The organism is Sphingomonas oligoaromativorans (genome assembly GCF_011762195.1).
GTDB lineage: Bacteria > Pseudomonadota > Alphaproteobacteria > Sphingomonadales > Sphingomonadaceae > Solisphingomonas > Solisphingomonas oligoaromativorans.
The window spans coordinates 419804-435670 of the sequence record NZ_JAASQK010000002.1 but is presented as its reverse complement, the minus strand read 5'-3'; the positions used below and the strand labels follow the sequence as shown (position 1 = coordinate 435670).

The following is a 15867-nucleotide window of genomic DNA, read 5'->3' as shown; positions in this document are numbered from 1 at the left end:
GCGCCATGCCTCCGCCCGTGGCGCCTCCCCGCATGGCCCGTCGCGCATGTTCGCGCTGGTCTTCGCCTTGTCTCTGGCGACGCCGGGCTGGGCACAGCCGCCGTCATCCTCCGATGCCACGCCCATGCAGGCGGTCGATCCGGCCGGGGATGCCGCCTTCGACGCCGCGCTGCCGCCGCTCGAAAGCGTGGCGCCTCCGGCCGCCGCGGCGCCCACCGAACCTTCCGTCGCGCCACAGGCGGCCGAGGGGGAAAAGGATCTCGACCAGTCGCTGCCTCCGCTCGCCGGCTTCGATCCGACGCCCGATCTCGGCAAGGCCAAGGTGCCCTCGACCGAAGAGGCGCGCATCCGCTATACGGTGAAGGTGGAGGGCCTCTCCAGGCTCGGGCTGGAGGATGAGTTCCGCAGCATCTCCGAACTCGACGCGGGGAAGCACAAGGCGGCCAACAGCGCGCAGGTGCAGGCGCGGGCTCGCGACGATGTGGCGCTGGCCGAGCGGCTGCTCCGCTCCGAGGGCTATTATGACGGTGTCGCCTCCTCGACGGTCACGCCGGTTCCCAATCAGCCGGGGCAGGTGGCGGCGACGATCAGCGTGACGCCGGGTCCGCGCTATGGCTTCGGGCGGATCGGCGTGACGGGCGCGCCGCCGGAGCCGACCGCGATCGCGCGCAAGGCGCTGCCGCTCCAGACCGGCGCGCCGATCCGCGCCGTGCAGGTGGAGGGCGGCGAGGCGCAGGTGGCGCTGGCATTGCCCCAGGAGGGCTATCCCTTCGCCAAGGTGGGCCAGCGGGACATATTGCTCGACGATCGGAGCCATACCGGCGATTATACCTTGCCCCTCGATGCCGGCCCGCGCTCCACCTTCGGCGGGCTCCAGACGAAGATCGCCAAGGGCACCGGCGGCCTCAGCCCCCGGAAGAAGGGCAGGAAGCCGCGAAAGCCGCAGAAACCCGTCGATCCGAAGACGATGTTCTCGATCGAGCATCTGAACGTCTTCCCGCGCTTCAAGCGGGGCGATCTCTACGACAGCCGCAAGGCGGACGATCTGCGGCAGGCGCTGGTGGCGACGGGCATCTTCTCGACCGTCGCGGTCGAACCGGTCGACACGCACACGCAGGCGGCCGACGGCAGCGAGATTGTCGACCTGATGGTCACCCAGCGCAAGGGGCCGTGGCGGACGCTCTCGGGCTCGGCCGGCTATGGCACCGGCGAGGGCATCAAGGGTGAGGTGAGCTGGACTCACCGCAACATCTGGGCGCCTGAAGGCGCGCTCACCATCGGGCTGATCGGCGGCACGCTGGAGCAGGGGCTCAACGCCTCCTTCGCGCGCTCGAATGCCGGCCAGCGCGATCGGACCTTCGCGATCTCCGGTGGCTTCGATCACTCGAATTACGACGCCTACAACGCCAAGACGCTGAATGTCGGCGTCAACTGGTCGCGGCAGAGCACCCCGATCTGGCAGAAGCGCTGGACCTGGACGGTCGGCGCCCAGATCATCGGCACCAACGAAAAGGGCGCGGCGCTCGATCCGACCGGGGATCGCCCCCGTCGCAACTATCTGATCGCGGCGCTGCCGGGGCAGGTGCTTTACGATCGCTCCGACGATCTGCTGAACCCGACCAGGGGCTATCGCCTGCTCGCGCGGATCAGCCCCGAGGCATCGATCCGCAAGGGCTTCAAGGGCTATGCGCGGATGACGGGGCAGGCGACGGGCTATCTCCCGATCGGTAAGTCGATCGTGCTAGCAGGCCGCGCGCTGATGAGTTCGATCCAGGGCGCCAGCCTCGACGATATCGCGCCCTCGCGGCGCATCTATGTCGGCGGCGGCGGATCGGTGCGCGGCTTCGGCTATCAGGAGCTTGGCCCCAAGGACGCGCAGAACAACCCGACCGGCGGCCTCTCCTCGACGGAACTGGCGGTCGAGGCACGCTATCGCTTCGGCAATTTCGGCATCGTGCCCTTCTTCGACGCCGGCCGGCTGGGACAGACCTCGACGCCCGGCATCAGCCACCTGCGCTACGGCGCGGGCATCGGCGGGCGCTATTACACCAATTTCGGGCCGCTGCGCGTGGACGTGGCGACGCCCATCGACCGGCAGCCGGGAGAGTCCAAGATCGCGCTCTATATCTCGATCGGGCAGGCCTTCTGATGTCGGAGGAGCCGGAAACCGTCGTTGTGATCGGGCGCAAGCCGCTCTGGGCGCGTATCGCCAAATGGGCGGCGATCGTGGTGGCGGGCCTCGCGGCGCTGCTGCTGGCGCTGATCGTCGGGTTGAACACCGGGCCGGGCAAGCGCTTCATCGCGGGCCAGCTCGCGGGCTATTCCACCCAGTCCGGCATCAACATCCGCGTGCGCGGGATCGAGGGATCGATCTACAGCCACATGATCCTCCACGGGCTGGAGGTGCGCGACCAGAAGGGCGTGTTCCTGACCTCGCCCGAGGTCGCGATCGACTGGCATCCCTTCGCCTATCTCCATTCGAAGATCGATCTGGACAGCGTGACGGCAGGCGACGTGCGGATGCTGCGCAACCCCTCGCTCAAACCCGTGCCGAGCGAGCCCAACGCGCCGACGATCCCCGACATCGACCTGACGCTCGGCCATCTGCGCATCGACCGCTTCCTGCTGGAGCCGCCGGTGACGGGTCGCCGTCACATCGTCCGCATCGAGGGCAGCGCGGTGATCGCGGATCGTCGCGCTCAGCTCGCGGTGAACGCCGATGCGCTGACCGGGCCGGGCGTGGCGGGCGGCGACAGGCTGCGCCTCCATATCGACGCCGTGCCGGACAAGGATAAGCTTCTCGTCGACGTGAAGCTGGCCGCGCCTGCGGGCGGGCTGGTCGACAGCTATGCGAAGCTCAACCGGCCGCTGGACCTCACCATCGGCGGGCAGGGCGACTGGACGCTCTGGAAGGGACGCGCGCAGGCGGTGCTTGGCGGGCAGCCGCTGATGGACGTCGCGCTGACCGGCCAGAACGGCCGCTTCCATGCGCTCGGCGATGTGCGCCCGGCGATCATGCTGACAGGGGCGTCCGCGCGGCTGACCTCGCCGGCCGTCCATATCGACGCCGCCGCCACGCTCGACCAGCGCAGGGCCAATACCACGGTCCAGCTCTCGTCCGCCGCCTTCACGGCACGCGCGCAGGGGCTGTTCGACTTCGCCGCCAGCCGCTTCGGCAATGTCCATCTCGACGCCCGGCTGCTGACGCCCGGCGTGATCGCCCCCAATCTCACGGGTCGCAATGTCGCGATCTCGGCGGTGCTGGACGGCGCTTTCATGCAGCCGACCATCGCCTACAAGGCCTCCGCCGATGCCATCGCGTTCGGCGCCACCGGCGTCGAGGGGCTGGTCGCCGAAGGCCATGCGACGGTCAGCGCGGACAAGATCATCGTGCCGATCCACGCCTCGGCGCGGAAGGTGACGGGGCTCAACGCGGCGGCCGGCGGGCTGGTCACGGGGCTCAGGGTGGATGGCGACATCGCCTACGCCAAGGGGCAGATCTTCTCCGATAATCTCCATCTCCGCTCGGACCGGATCGACGCCACCGCGTTGATTCTCGCCGATACGGCGACGGGCAAATATACCGGCGCGCTCAAGGGGCGGGTGAACGACTACGACGTGAACGGTCTCGGCCGGATCAACCTCGTCACCGACGCAAAGCTGGTGCCGGGCGTAGCCAACGGCTTCGCGATCAAGGGGCATGTCCGGGTCGAGACCAAGCGGATCACCAACGCCAGCCTCGCGACGCAACTCGGCGGCAACGCGGTGGTGACGGCGGATGTCGGCTATGATCCGAAGGCGGGCGCGACGCTCTCCAATCTGCGCATGAACGCGCCCGACCTGCGTATCCTGAGCGGCGAGGGGGCGTATAATCTCGGCAATGGCGCGCTGCGCTTCCGGGCGGAGGCCTGGTCGCGCACCTATGGCCCGGCAAGCCTTGTCGCGAGCGGCAGTCTCGACAGGCCGGTGGTCCTGCTGAAGGCGCCGCGACCGGGCGTCGGCGTTGGCCTCGTCGATCTGGAGGCGGTGCTGACCGGCACGCAGGCGGGCTATCAGGTGAAGGCCAGGGGCGGTTCCAACTATGGCCCGTTCGCCGCCGACGTGCTGATCCGCAGCGGCAAGGGGCCGCTGGCGATCGACGTCCACCAACTCCTCGTCGCGGGCATCGGCGTGCAGGGCAGCATCGTCCAGACCGCGAGCGGACCGTTCGCCGGCGCCCTGCATGTCTTAGGTTCGGGGCTGGGCGGGCAGGTTCAGCTTGCGGCGGCGGGCGCGGACCAGAAGGCGGTCCTCGACATCACAGCCAACGGTGCGAAGCTGCCGGGCACACCGCCGATCACCATCGGTTCGGGGCTGGTGCGCGGCGTGCTGGTGATGCGCAGGGAGGGGCCGTCCTTCAACGGATCGGTGGCGCTGGTCGATGTGCGGACGGGCACGCTGCTGGTCCGCTCGGCGCGCGCGACGGTCGACTACACGGCCGGGCGCGGCAAGGCGGCGCTGATCGCGTCCGGGTCGAGCGGGGTGCCGTTCGACATTTCGGCGCAGGCCGCCTTCACGCCCGAGCGCATCCTCGCCAACCTCAGGGGCTCGGCCAACGGCATCGCCTTCCGCCTCGCCCAGCCGGCGGTCGTGCTGCTTCAGGGGCATGACTATGTCCTCCAGCCCGCAACGATCGTGCTGCCGCAGGGCAATGTCGAGCTGACCGGCCGCACCGGCGCCAGCAGCGCCGCGCACGCCAGGCTCAACGGCATCGACATCGGCATCGCGCAGGCCTTCGCGCCGTCGCTCGGGGTGAGCGGTCAGGCGACGGGAACGGTGGACGTGACGCTCCACGGCTCGGCCATTCCCGAAGCGCGGGCGCGGGTGGACATCGCCAATTTCCGGCGGACGGGCGCGCTCGTCGTCTCCGATCCGGTGGACATCGCCATGCTCGGCACGCTGGGCGAGGGCGGCGGGGCGTTCAACGCCCTCATCCGGCGCGGCGGCTCGACCATCGGCCGGATACAGGCGCGGGTCGCGGCACCGCAGGGCGAGGGGTTCGCGGGGCTGATGAAGGCGCCGCTCACCGGGGGCATCCGCTATAACGGCCCGGCCGAGGTGCTGTGGACGCTGACCGGCATCGGCGGGCAGACCGTCGCCGGGCCGATCGCCGTCGGCGCGGACTTCTCGGGCCGCGTCGATGCGCCGCAGATCACCGGCGTCGTCCGCGCCAACCAGCTCCGCTACGAGAATGATGGGACCGGCACGACGATCACCGGCATCGTCCTCGACGGGCGCTTCACCCAATCGCAGTTCCAGCTCAACCGCTTCACCGGCAAGGCAGGGTCGGGGACGATTCAGGCGTCAGGCTCGGTCGGCATCGACGCGGCGGGCGGCTTCCCGATCGACATGACCGCGACGCTGGACCACGCCCAGCTCGCGCACTCGGATTCGCTGGGCGCCACCGTGTCGGGCACCGTCTCGGTCACCAATTCGAAGGCGGCGGGCGGGCTCATCAAGGGCGACCTCAACATCCAGGACGCGCGCTACCAGATCGTCCGCAACGATGCCGCGCAGGTGAGCGATCTCACCGGCGTGCATCGCAAGGGCGCGCCGCCGCCCGAGGCGACCGCCGCCGCCGGCCCGGCGCCGAGCAACTGGAAGCTCAACATCCGCGTCCGCGCCGACAACCGCATCTATGTGTCCGGCATGGGGCTGGAGTCCGAGTGGAGCACCAAGATGCGGATCGGCGGCACCACCGGCGCGCCCACGGTGGTCGGCCAGCTTCAGGTGGTGCGCGGTACCTACAGCTTCGCCGGGCGCAGGCTCGATCTGGAGAACAGCAGCAGGGTGGAATTCAACGGCCCGATGCTGGACCCCGATCTCGACATCACCGCCGACACATCGGTGGAGGGCGTCACCGCCACGATCAACATCGGCGGCACGGCGACCAAGCCGCAGATCAGCTTCACCTCCACGCCCGCGCTGCCGCAGGACGAGGTGCTGTCGCGGCTGCTGTTCGGCTCGTCGGTGACGTCGCTGTCGCCGATGCAGGCGTTGCAGCTCGCCGCCGCGCTCAATTCGCTGCGCGGATCGGGCGGGGGCATGAACCCGCTCGGCAAGCTGCGTGGGGCGTCGGGGCTGGATCGGCTGCGCGTGCTCGGCGCGGACGAGTCGACCGGGCGCGGCACCTCGGTCGCGGCGGGCAAATATATCTCCAACAGCATCTATGTGGAGGTCATCACCGACACCAAGGGCTTCACCCAGACCCAGCTCACCATCGCGCTCTCCCGTGCGCTGAGCCTGCTCAGCCAGGCGGGCGGCGCGACGGGGCCGGCGGTGACGCTGCGTTACTCCAAGCACTACTGACGGAGGCGTCAGCGTGGTCGGATCGTCGCCCAGATGGGGAGGTGGTCCGACGCCCGCATGGCGAGTGGAGAATGGTGCGTGCCGGCGTCGAGCACGGCGAGGTCGGGCGTGGTCATGATCCGGTCGAGCCGCGCGATCGGGCGGCGAGCATGGAAGCTCGGTGCGGTGGGGGCGAAGGTGAAATGCCCCATGAAGTCCTTGAGGCAACCGCCCGCAAGGCTCCATTCGTTGAGGTCGCCCATCAGCACGGCGGGCAGATGGCCGTCGCACGCCTCGACATGGCCGATCACCGCGCGCGCCTGCCTGCGCCGCCACAGGCCGGACAGGTCGAGGTGCATCCCGACGACGCGCACCGCCTGCCCCCGGATCGCAATGTCGGCCATCACCGCGCCGCGCGGCTCCAGCACGGGCAGATGGAGCGGGCGATGATCGAGTATCTCGGCGTCCCGCCGGATCAGGATCGCGTTGCCGTGCCAGCCCATGCCGCCGGGGCGGATCTCGTAGGGGACGGGGCGATAGGCGGAGTGCTGGGCGATCAGATCGAAAGGGATCGCGCTCTGCCGCGTTCCGGTGCGCCGGTCGGCTTCCTGGAGGCAGATGATGTCGGCGTCCAGCTCGGCCAGCACGGACAGGATGCGCTCGGGCTTGCGCAGCCGATCCGTGCCGATGGCCTTGCGGATGTTATAGCTGACGACCTTGATCGCCATGGCGGCGTGGCCGCTCACTTCTCGGTTTTGGTCTTCCCCCGGCGCTTGAACGCGAACCAGCCGAGCGCCGCGCCCGCCGCACCGGCGGCGAGCAGCACCAGCGCCGTGTTGTCGCCCATCGTGCGCGACACCGCGAAGCTGCCCCGGCGCACATAGTCCCGGCCGGTATCGACCGCCTCGCGCGCGGTGGCGGGGGCGTCGTCGATCAGGTCGCGCACCTTGTCGCGGACCTTGCCATAGCCCTCCTGCACGGTGCCGACCGCCTGGTTGAGAACGCCGCGCGCTTCGAGCTGTTCGTCGTTGGCGACCTTGCCGATCGCCTCCTGCGCCACGCCGACCGCTTTTTTGGCGGTGCCTTCGATCTGATCCTTGCTCATGTGCGTTGCCTCCTGATGGATATGGCCTATTGCGCGAACGAACGCCTGAATCGTGCCCCGGGTTCGAGGAGGGGCGGTTCGCCTGGAAGGAGTTGGATGAAATGCGGGCTCTGACGGCCGGATTGTTCGCCCTCACGCTGAGCGCGCCGACGCTGGCGGCGACGCCCTACTGGGCCAATCCCTTCAACCAGAAGATCATGAACCTCAAACAGGCGGACCGGGACGGCGCGCTGCGCCGGGCGATCACCGACAATAACCAGCGCTGCGGCAGGCTGACGCACAGCCGCTATCGCGGGCCGTACGGCAATCTGGGCACATGGGTGGCGCGCTGCACGCCGGGCGGCGACTATGCGATCTACGCCGGGCCGGACGGCAGCGTGCAGGTGCGCAAATGCGCCGATCTCAAGGATCTGAAGTTGCCGGAGTGCGGCAAGCTCGACTGATCCCCGGTCAGGCATCCGTCGGCGCGCGCTCGGAGACGGCGGTGGTCCAGCCGAGCGTCGGCAGCGCGATCGCTCGTCCACCGCGCAGATCGATGCGGATGACGATCGCGCCCTGTCCTTCGAGGAAGGACAGCAGGCGCTTGGCGCGGCCCGTCGAGTGGGTGCCGTAGACGCGGGCGATCTCCGCATCCGACGGGCAGGGCGCCCGCTCCAGCGCGGCGCGCGCGATCAGCAGGAACACGCCGCGCGCATCCTCGGGCAGCAGCTCCGCCTCGCGGGCGGCGTCGGCCATCGGATCGTCCTCGTTGATCCCGGCATAGAGGCCCGCGCGGGCGAGCGAGAGGCGGGTGCGGAAGGCCGCGAGGTCGAGGCCTGAGTCCGACACGCCGCGCATCCGGCAGCGGACGCCGAAATCCTGGAACAGCACGGCCGCCGGGCGGAAGCTCTCGCCCTCGTCGGCGATGATCTCGGCGAGGCAGGCGGCGACCACCGCATCACGCTCCTCGGTGGTCGGTTCGGGGCGGTTGCGGGTTTCCTCGGCGGGCGTGGGTGCCTCGATCGAGCGGAGCAACTGCTCCATGCTCGGGCGCGGCGGAGGCGGCGGGGCGGCGGGGAGCGGCAGGTCCAGCTCGGCCGGGCGCTCGAACAGCGCGGCGCGCGCCTCGTCGTCGGGCGCGTTGGGGAGCGGCATCAGCTTCGGCGAGGCGCTGCGGGCGGACGTCTCCACCGCGCCGATCTTGATCGGCAGCGGGCGGCGCGACACCGCCGGCCCGAGCGCGATGAAATGGCCGCGCGCGAGATCGCGGAACTGCTCGGCCTGCCGCCGCTCCAGCCCGAGCAGGTCGGCGGCGCGCGCCATGTCGATGTCGAGGAAGGTGCGGCCCATCAGGAAGTTGGAGGCCTCCGCCGCCACATTCTTGGCGAGCTTGGCGAGGCGCTGCGTCGCGATCACGCCTGCCATGCCGCGCTTTCGGCCACGGCACATCAGGTTGGTCATCGCGCCCAGCGACAGACGGCGCACCTCGTCCGACACCTCGCCCGCGACGGCCGGCGCGAAGAGCTGGGCCTCGTCCACCACCACCAGCGCCGGGAACCAATGCTCGCGGGGCGCATCGAACAGCGTGCCGATGAAGGTCGCCGCCGCGCGCATCTGGCCCTCGACGTCAAGGCTCTCCAGCGACAGCACCACCGAGACGCGCTGCTCGCGGATGCGGAGCGCCAGGCGCTTCAGCTCATTCTCGCTGTGCGCGCCGCCATCGACCACGACATGGCCGTAGCGATCGGAGAGCGTGACGAAATCACCTTCGGGATCGACGATCACCTGCTGCACCCACGGCGCGCTGCCTTCGAGCAGGCGGCGCAGCAGGTGCGACTTTCCCGAGCCCGAATTGCCCTGAACGAGCAGACGGGTGGCCAGCAGTTCCTCAAGATCCATGACGGCGGGCGCGCCATCCGGCGCGGTGCCCATGTCGACAGATACGGTCATGCCCCCGCTCTTAAAAGCCGTGCGGAGGAGCGCAAGAGAGTCGCGGCCGATCTTGGTCGATCTGCGAGGCGGGTTCAGCCGTGGGCGTGGCGTTTGCGCGTCTCCGCCGCCTTCTTCGCCGAGGCCGACCGCTCGGCCGCCGGGCGTGCGGCCGAGGCCTTGCCGCCCAGTTTTCCGCCTTTCTTCGCCGCCTCATGCGTATCGGGATGGCCGCGACCCGAGCCGGACTTGTTGCCGCCGCCCGATTCCTTGTTCACGGTCGCCCAGGCGCGGCGCTCGGCCTCCTTGTGGCTGATGCCGCGATCCTCATAGCCCTCCTCGATATGCTCGGCCTTGCGCTTCTGCTTGTCGGTATATTTGTCCTTGTCGCCCTGCGGCATGGGTAGTCCTCCGGCTTTTCCCCGGCCCGCCCAAGGGCTTAACGAACGAAGGCTCAGGAGGGTGCGTGCTTGTCGGCGCGGCGCTTGCCGAAGAGGAGCTTCTGTTCGAGCCGCCCCCTGAGCCCCGCATAATAGGCCTGGAGGAAGGCGAGATCGCGGGGGCCGCCCTCGTCGCTCCAATGCTCGCGGCGGATGCGGCGGGCGATGCTGGCGGTGACGGTGGCGACGGCGGGGGCATGGGCCTGCCGGATCACGGTTTCGAGCGTCTCCAGCTCATAGACGCCATAGGCGTCCAGCTCCTCGCCGGTGAAGCTCAGGTCTTCGGCGGTGTCGGCGAGCTCGGGCAGCAGCGGGCGGCGCGGCGCGCGGATCACCCAGGTGCCCGCCAGCAGATCGCCCGCGCGCAGCCGGTCGCGGTTCATCAGCGGCATGAACAGGAAGATCGCGCTCCACAGGATGCCGCAGAGGATCGCCCAGCCCTCCGGCTCGTCCTTCCCGCCGCTCATCGCGAGGAAGGTGAGCGGCAGGAAGAATTCCACCTCGCGCATCGCGTTGCGGGCGATCACGGCGTCGAGCGTCAGCCGGCCGCCATGGCGCGCGATCACCCTGAGGCCCAGCGCGCGCTTGCCCGGCGTCCGCCCACGGGGCCGCGCCTCGAACAAGGTGAAATAGAAATTGCGGAGGAAGAAGGCACCCGCCAGCCACATCACCCACGCCGCGCGGAAGGCGAGCGGCTTGCCGACGACAAGGCTCGCCAGCAGCATCAGCAGCGTGAAGGCGATGAAGATGCCGCCGAGGATCAGCAGGTCGAGCAGGAACGCCCCCATGCGCTGGCCTGCATCGGCGAGGTCGAGCGGCAGGCTCACGCCCTCGGGCGTCACCAGCATCCGCACGCGCTTCACTTCGACGGGCAGGCGGCGGCTCATGCGGGCTTCCTTGGCGTGCCGTAGAAATAAGCCAGCCAGACGCAGAGCATCGTCACGCCGATGACGTATCGCAGCGTCTCCACCGTCACGAGCTGCCGCACGAAGCCTTCGAGCAGCGCCGCCACGAACAGCATCACGACCACGCCCGCCATCGCCGTGCCCGAGAGCCGGCCCGCCTCCGCCATGCTGTCGAGGCGGGAGAGGCGTCCGGGGAAGGCGACCGCCCAGCCGATGCGGATGCCCGCGGCGCCCGCCACCACGATCGCGAACAGCTCGGTGGTGCCATGGACTGAGAGCCAGCCGATCAGATCGCCGGCCAGTCCGCGCCCGGCGTAGAGCGCGAGGAAGGCGCCCAGCGTCAGCCCGTTGGCGACCAGCAGCAGGCTGCTCGGCACCGCCAGCAGGAAGCCCAGCGCGAAGCAGAGCAGGGCCATCTGCGCATTGTGCGTGAAGAGGAAGGTGGCGAGCATCTCCAGCCCGTCCAGATGCCGCCCATGGCCGCCGCCATAGAGCACGTCGCGGAGCATCTGGGTCGTCGCCTCCGGCCCGCGCCCTTGCGCGAGATCGCCGGACACCATCGCCGGGAACCAGCCCGGATCGGAGGCGACCAGCGCATAGCCCGCGATCGTCCCCGCGAGCAGCAGCAGCGCGGAGGCGATCGTCTCCCGCCATAGCGCACGCATCGCCGCCGGCCAGTCCCGCCGGAAGAAGGCGAGGAGGCGGGGGCCGATCCGCCCGCGCACGCCGTAGAGGAAGAAATAGGCGCGGGTGGAAAGCCCCTCCAGATACTCGATCAGCGCCCTGTCCAGCGACGTCTCGCGTGCCACCGACAGCGCCGAGATGGTGGCGCGATAGAGGGTGGGGAGGGCGAGCAGCTCCTCCTCGTCGAGGGCCGCCGCCGAGCGCTTCTCGGCGCGATCGAGCAGGGCTTCGAGGCGCCGCCAGTCGGCCTCGCGCTCGGCGCGGAAGCGGGCGGAGGGGAGGGGGGCGTTCACAACAGCCTCTGCCGCTTGAGCATCAGATAGGCTTCGACCAGCGCCGAACCGCCGCCCTCATGCGATGCCTCGACGACATGCACGCCCATCCGCTTCAGCCGCGCCGCGACGATCGCGCGTTCGCGGAGCAGAGCCTGCGCGGCGACGGCGCGGGTGACGTCCTCCGGTGTTAGCGGCTCGGCGGCGGCGAGGCTCTCCAACTCCTCGTCGCGATGGATCAGGAACATCAGCAGGTGACGCTTGAGCAGTGGGGCGCAGGCCTTCACCATCAGCTCGGCGCTGGTCGGATCGGTGAACTCGGTGAACAGCACGATCAGCGTCCGCCGGTCGAGCCGCTGGGCGAGGCGGGTGAGGCCGAGCGTGTGGTTCGTCTCGCGCGTGCCATAGTCGATGCCAGCCGCGAGCCGCTGGATCGCCGGGAAGGCAGCGATGCCGTGACCGATCGCGCTCGCCGCCAGCGGCTGCTCGGCATAGGCGAACAGGCCGACACGATCGTCCAGCTTCAGCGCGACATAGGCGGCGAGCAGCGCGGCCGAGACGGCGCGATCGATGCGGGGCACGCCGCCGACCGGTTCGGCCATGGCCCGGCCGGCGTCGATGGCGAGGACGATCTGGTTGTTGCGCTCGATCTGCCAGTCCTTGGCGAGCAGCATGGCGTGGCGGGCGGACTGCTTCCAGTCGATCGCGCGGCGGTCCATGCCGTCGATCCAGGGTTTGAGCGACTGGAACTCCGCGCCCGTCCCGATCTCGCGCCGTGCCGTCTCGCCGGCCTGGGCGTGGCGGATGAAGAGCTGGCTCCGCTCGCGCGCCGGGCGGGTGTCGGGGGTGATGAGGACGGCTTCGTCGCGTGGCTCGCGGCGTTGTTTCCAGACGAGGCCGAGCGGGCCTTTCCAGCGTAGCCACAGGGCGGAAAGCGAGGCGATGCCGCGCCGCGAGGCCTCCAGCGGGATACGCGCCTCGGGCCGTTCGCGCGACAATGTGGGGCGGAGCGGGTCGAGCGGGGTGAGGCGATCGTCGATGTCCACGGTCGCCTGCACGCTGCCGGGCGTATCGGTCGCGAGCCGGAGTTCCACCGTGCCGCCCACCGGAGCCGAGCGCGGCATATTCAGCGTCACGGTCACCTGCCGTGCCGCCAGCGCCATATCGAGCCCGAGCAGCAGCACCACGAAGAGCATCCACCCGAAGCCCAGCGTCCACAGATGCGGCCAGACGATGCCGATCGTCAGCGCGGCCGGAGCGCCCGCCGCCATCAGCAGCACGGCGCGCGCGGTCGGGTAGAGGCCGGCGCGGGGCGTCAACGCGGGGCTTCGACTTCGGCGATGAGGGTGGCGACCACTTCCTCCGGGCGGCGGCCGTCGATCTCGGCGGCGGGCGAGAGGGCGAGGCGATGGCGCAGCACGGCCGGCGCCAGCGCGCGCACATCGTCGGGCACCACATAGTCGCGCCCGTCGAGCGCGGCCGCCGCCCGCGCCGCGCCCGCCAGCATCGCGGCGGCGCGGGGGCTTGCGCCGATCGTCAGTTCCGGGCTCGCCCGCGTCGCGCGGACGAGGCGGACGATGTAGCGCACCACCTCGTCCACCAGCGTCACCTGCGCGACGGTGGCGACGGCGGCGGTCAAAGTCCCGGCATCGGCCTGTCGCTCGATGCCCCAGCGGCCGGGCGTCGGCGAGCCGCGTTCCGCGCCGTGGGTGGCGACGATACGGAGTTCCTCGTCCTCGTCCGGGTAATCGACCAGCAGCTTGAACAGGAAGCGATCGAGCTGCGCCTCGGGCAGCGGATAGACGCCCTGGTTCTCGATCGGGTTCTGCGTCGCCACCACCATGAAGCGATCCGACAGAGCGTGCGAGGTGCCGTCGAGCGTGACGGAACGCTCCTGCATCGCCTCCAGCAGCGCGGCCTGCGTCTTGGGCGGAGCGCGGTTGATCTCGTCGGAAAGCAGCAGGTCGCAGAACACCGGCCCGCGCGTCAGCGAGAAGGCGGAGGTCTGGAAGTTGAAGATGTTGGAGCCGGTGATGTCGCCCGGCATCAGATCCGGCGTGAACTGGATGCGCTTGAAATCCAGCCCCAGCGTCGCCGCGAAGCATTGGGCGAGGAAGGTCTTGGCCGTTCCCGGCGGCCCCTCCAGCAGCACATGCCCGGCCGAGAACAGCGCGATCAGCAGATGGCGCACCGTCTCCTTCTGCCCGACCACCGCCTTGCCGACCTCGCCCGCGATGCGGTCGCCCAGCCCCTTCACCTCATCGAGCGTCATCGCGTGCGGTTCCTTCTCCAGCGGTACAGGGCGTGCGCGGCGCCGAGCAGTTGATCCCGGTCCTCCGCCGTCTCGGCGTGCCAGGCGAGGGTGGCGTAGGGTTCGTCGCCGGCGTGGCGGCCGGCATGGTCCAGATAGCGATCGAGCGCCTCGCCCGAGAGGCGGGCCGGCGCCGCCGTCGCCTGCGCGGCCAGATCGCGGGTGAGCGCGGCATAGGCGCCGCCGACGCGATGCTCCTTGCGTGCCGCGCGGAAGAGCTGGGCGGCATTGTCCACCAGCGTCAGCTTGCCGAGCGCGATCGCGCGGCCCTGCCCGGCGGGTGCACCGAAGCGGAAGGCGCCGTGCAATCCCGCGAGCAGCCCGGCCGCGACGATGCAGAGCGTCACTGGCAGGAAGGGCGGCTTGAAGAGAAGCTGGAGCGGGCTCTTCTGCCGGCCGAAGCCGTTGGTCGTGAGGTCGAAGGCCAGCTCGTCGCTGGGCATGAGATCATCGACCACCTGCCAGCCCTGCCGCGCGGTCCAGGGATCGGCCATCCCCTGATTGTTGAGCAGATCGGGCTCGGCCAGCACATAAATGCGCGTGCCATCGACCTGCCCGAGGACGGCGCGGCCGTCGTGGTCGAGGAGGAGGGGGGTAAAGCCCTTGCCGGTCAGCCGCTGCTGTTCCTTCTGCGATCCGATCCGCGCGCGGGCGAGGCGGGGGATATCCGCCGCCCGGAGGCGCGGTGTGCCGGCGAAGGGCGTCTGCTCCAGCGCGATGCCGGGCGCGACCTTGCGGAGCGCCGCGATGTTGGCGCCGGGCGGATCCATGCCGATGGTCTGCGCCCAGCTTCTGTGCGCCGGGAGGGGCTGAGTACGCCATTTGGGCAGCACGATCAGCATGGCGCCCTTGCAATGGCGATCGACCAGCCGGGAAAGCGCGGCGGGATCGCCATACGCCTCGGGCGTCACGACCAGCAGCGTGGCCGTGCAGATATGCCCGTCATCCCGGACGATCAGGGAATGGCTGCCCATCGCGTCCGCCAGTTCGACGAGGCCGGCATAGCCGGTGCCGCTGGTGGAGAGGGCATGGGCGCGCGCGTCATGGCCGGATCGGAAATCGGGAGCGAAGGCGACCAGCAGCAGGAAGGCGGCGAACGCCACCCCGCCCGCGATGACGATCATCGCGACGGCGCGGGTGGAGAAAGGTGCATCGGAGGCGTTCATCGCCAATGCCCCGGCAGCGCGAAGTCGGCATAGGCGCCGCGCGCCTTGTCCCACGCGCCGGCGGTGGCGCCGCGATCGGCGAACAGGCTCATCTCCACCACCTCGGCGATGGCGGTGAAGGCAGGGCGGGCGGCGACGGGCATCGACGGCGCCACCGCGAGATCGCGGCTGGTCGTCGCCGGGCGGACGAGGCCGGGGCGGCGGCGCATGATGTCCTCGATCGAGCGCTGGAGCAGCAGGCGGGCGGCTTCGGCATAGCGGCCGGCGGCGGCGAGCGCGTCCGCCTCGGCCAGCAGGGCGCGGGCCGGCGCGGCGTCAGGGCGCCATTCGTCCTCCTCGGGCGGGGGCTCCTCCCGGCCGGGGCGTTTCCATGGCCATTTGAGCTTCAACAGGCGCATCCCGATCAGCCCGATCAGGACGACGGCCGCCATCCCCATCACGACCAGGCCGACGATGCGGATCGCGGGCCATGCCGCGGCCAGCGCGTGCGCCAGCCGGATCAGCCATGGCGGCGGCTCCGGCCTCTGGAGATGCGGGAGGGCGAACTGGATCTGCGGGTCCGCCAGCACCCGCGCATGGGCGGCCGCGAAGGCGTCTCCGCCCGCGCCCGTCGCTGCTGACCCCGTCGTCGAACGCACCCGGATCACACCCCCGTGCCTGCCCCAGGCGGGCCGAGACTATCGTTTCGGGCGTGGGAGGCAAGCGCGTTGCGGCTGGACAGACGCCCCCGAGGCGGGAGAGACAGGAAG

Annotated in this window: 13 protein-coding genes; 3 read left to right on the top strand and 10 right to left on the bottom strand. The window is 70.3% G+C overall.

The annotated features are described in order from the left end of the window. Window positions 1-46: 46 nt before the first annotated feature. Both FHS98_RS06130 and FHS98_RS06125 read left to right on the top strand, forming a co-directional pair. Window positions 47-2149, top strand: coding sequence for an autotransporter assembly complex protein TamA (locus FHS98_RS06130; RefSeq protein ID WP_167101558.1), 2103 nt, complete (start codon window positions 47-49; stop codon window positions 2147-2149). Then, a complete protein-coding gene (locus FHS98_RS06125) occupies window positions 2149-6348 on the top strand; it encodes a translocation/assembly module TamB domain-containing protein (protein WP_167101555.1) in 4200 nt (1399 codons plus the stop codon). The genes FHS98_RS06130 and FHS98_RS06125 overlap by 1 nt, the downstream gene beginning before the upstream one ends. 8 nt (window positions 6349-6356) lie before the next feature. Here FHS98_RS06125 and FHS98_RS06120 read toward each other — a convergent pair whose 3' ends face one another. Both FHS98_RS06120 and FHS98_RS06115 read right to left on the bottom strand, forming a co-directional pair. Beyond that, window positions 6357-7055, bottom strand: a complete 699-nt coding sequence (locus FHS98_RS06120) for an endonuclease/exonuclease/phosphatase family protein (RefSeq protein WP_167101552.1) — start codon at window positions 7053-7055, stop codon at window positions 6357-6359. 14 nt (window positions 7056-7069) lie between these two features. Then, entirely contained in the window at window positions 7070-7432 is a 363-nt protein-coding gene (locus tag FHS98_RS06115; protein WP_167101549.1) for a CsbD family protein, read from the bottom strand. Window positions 7433-7533: 101 nt separating this feature from the next. On the opposite strand from FHS98_RS06115, the gene FHS98_RS06110 reads away from it, so the two are divergent. After that, window positions 7534-7875, top strand: a complete 342-nt coding sequence (locus FHS98_RS06110; RefSeq protein ID WP_167101546.1) for a hypothetical protein — start codon at window positions 7534-7536, stop codon at window positions 7873-7875. A gap of 7 nt (window positions 7876-7882) precedes the next feature. On the opposite strand, the gene FHS98_RS06105 is transcribed toward FHS98_RS06110, so the two are convergent. The 8 genes from FHS98_RS06105 to FHS98_RS06070 form a co-directional block, all read right to left on the bottom strand. After that, window positions 7883-9361, bottom strand: a complete 1479-nt coding sequence (locus FHS98_RS06105) for a helicase HerA domain-containing protein (RefSeq protein ID WP_167101543.1) — start codon at window positions 9359-9361, stop codon at window positions 7883-7885. 74 nt (window positions 9362-9435) lie between these two features. Continuing rightward, the gene (locus tag FHS98_RS06100; protein WP_167101540.1) at window positions 9436-9741 is read right to left on the bottom strand and encodes a plasmid stabilization protein; all 306 of its coding nucleotides are present in this window, start codon (window positions 9739-9741) and stop codon (window positions 9436-9438) included. Between the two features lie 53 nt (window positions 9742-9794). Beyond that, a complete protein-coding gene (locus FHS98_RS06095) occupies window positions 9795-10667 on the bottom strand; it encodes an RDD family protein (protein WP_167101537.1) in 873 nt (290 codons plus the stop codon). Then, window positions 10664-11662: a stage II sporulation protein M gene (locus tag FHS98_RS06090; RefSeq protein ID WP_167101534.1), complete on the bottom strand. Its 999-nt coding sequence runs from the start codon at window positions 11660-11662 to the stop codon at window positions 10664-10666. Before FHS98_RS06090 ends, FHS98_RS06095 begins: the two co-directional genes overlap by 4 nt. Further along, a complete protein-coding gene (locus tag FHS98_RS06085) occupies window positions 11659-12960 on the bottom strand; it encodes a DUF58 domain-containing protein (RefSeq protein WP_167101531.1) in 1302 nt (433 codons plus the stop codon). Before FHS98_RS06085 ends, FHS98_RS06090 begins: the two co-directional genes overlap by 4 nt. Then, a complete protein-coding gene (locus FHS98_RS06080) occupies window positions 12957-13913 on the bottom strand; it encodes an AAA family ATPase (protein WP_167101528.1) in 957 nt (318 codons plus the stop codon). The genes FHS98_RS06085 and FHS98_RS06080 overlap by 4 nt, the downstream gene beginning before the upstream one ends. Continuing rightward, window positions 13910-15118 carry a DUF4350 domain-containing protein gene (locus FHS98_RS06075; RefSeq protein ID WP_167101526.1) on the bottom strand — a complete coding sequence of 403 codons (1209 nt, stop codon included), beginning with the start codon at window positions 15116-15118 and terminating at the stop codon, window positions 13910-13912. The genes FHS98_RS06080 and FHS98_RS06075 overlap by 4 nt, the downstream gene beginning before the upstream one ends. Next, window positions 15115-15756 (bottom strand): hypothetical protein, encoded by a 642-nt coding sequence (locus FHS98_RS06070; RefSeq protein ID WP_167101524.1) that lies wholly within the window; start codon window positions 15754-15756, stop codon window positions 15115-15117. The genes FHS98_RS06075 and FHS98_RS06070 overlap by 4 nt, the downstream gene beginning before the upstream one ends. Between the last annotated feature and the right edge of the window lie 111 nt (window positions 15757-15867).

What these genes read in the sequence shown, in the direction of transcription:
- FHS98_RS06095 (WP_167101537.1), bottom strand. Translation starts at nt 10,667, where the DNA reads ATGAGCCGCCGCCTGCCCGTCGAAGTGAAGCGCGTGCGGATGCTGGTG.
- FHS98_RS06115 (WP_167101549.1), bottom strand. Translation starts at nt 7,432, where the DNA reads ATGAGCAAGGATCAGATCGAAGGCACCGCCAAAAAAGCGGTCGGCGTG.
- FHS98_RS06100 (WP_167101540.1), bottom strand. Translation starts at nt 9,741, where the DNA reads ATGCCGCAGGGCGACAAGGACAAATATACCGACAAGCAGAAGCGCAAG.
- FHS98_RS06130 (WP_167101558.1), top strand. Translation starts at nt 47, where the DNA reads ATGTTCGCGCTGGTCTTCGCCTTGTCTCTGGCGACGCCGGGCTGGGCA.
- FHS98_RS06105 (WP_167101543.1), bottom strand. Translation starts at nt 9,361, where the DNA reads ATGACCGTATCTGTCGACATGGGCACCGCGCCGGATGGCGCGCCCGCC.
- FHS98_RS06080 (WP_167101528.1), bottom strand. Translation starts at nt 13,913, where the DNA reads ATGACGCTCGATGAGGTGAAGGGGCTGGGCGACCGCATCGCGGGCGAG.
- FHS98_RS06110 (WP_167101546.1), top strand. Translation starts at nt 7,534, where the DNA reads ATGCGGGCTCTGACGGCCGGATTGTTCGCCCTCACGCTGAGCGCGCCG.
- FHS98_RS06125 (WP_167101555.1), top strand. Translation starts at nt 2,149, where the DNA reads ATGTCGGAGGAGCCGGAAACCGTCGTTGTGATCGGGCGCAAGCCGCTC.
- FHS98_RS06075 (WP_167101526.1), bottom strand. Translation starts at nt 15,118, where the DNA reads ATGAACGCCTCCGATGCACCTTTCTCCACCCGCGCCGTCGCGATGATC.
- FHS98_RS06120 (WP_167101552.1), bottom strand. Translation starts at nt 7,055, where the DNA reads ATGGCGATCAAGGTCGTCAGCTATAACATCCGCAAGGCCATCGGCACG.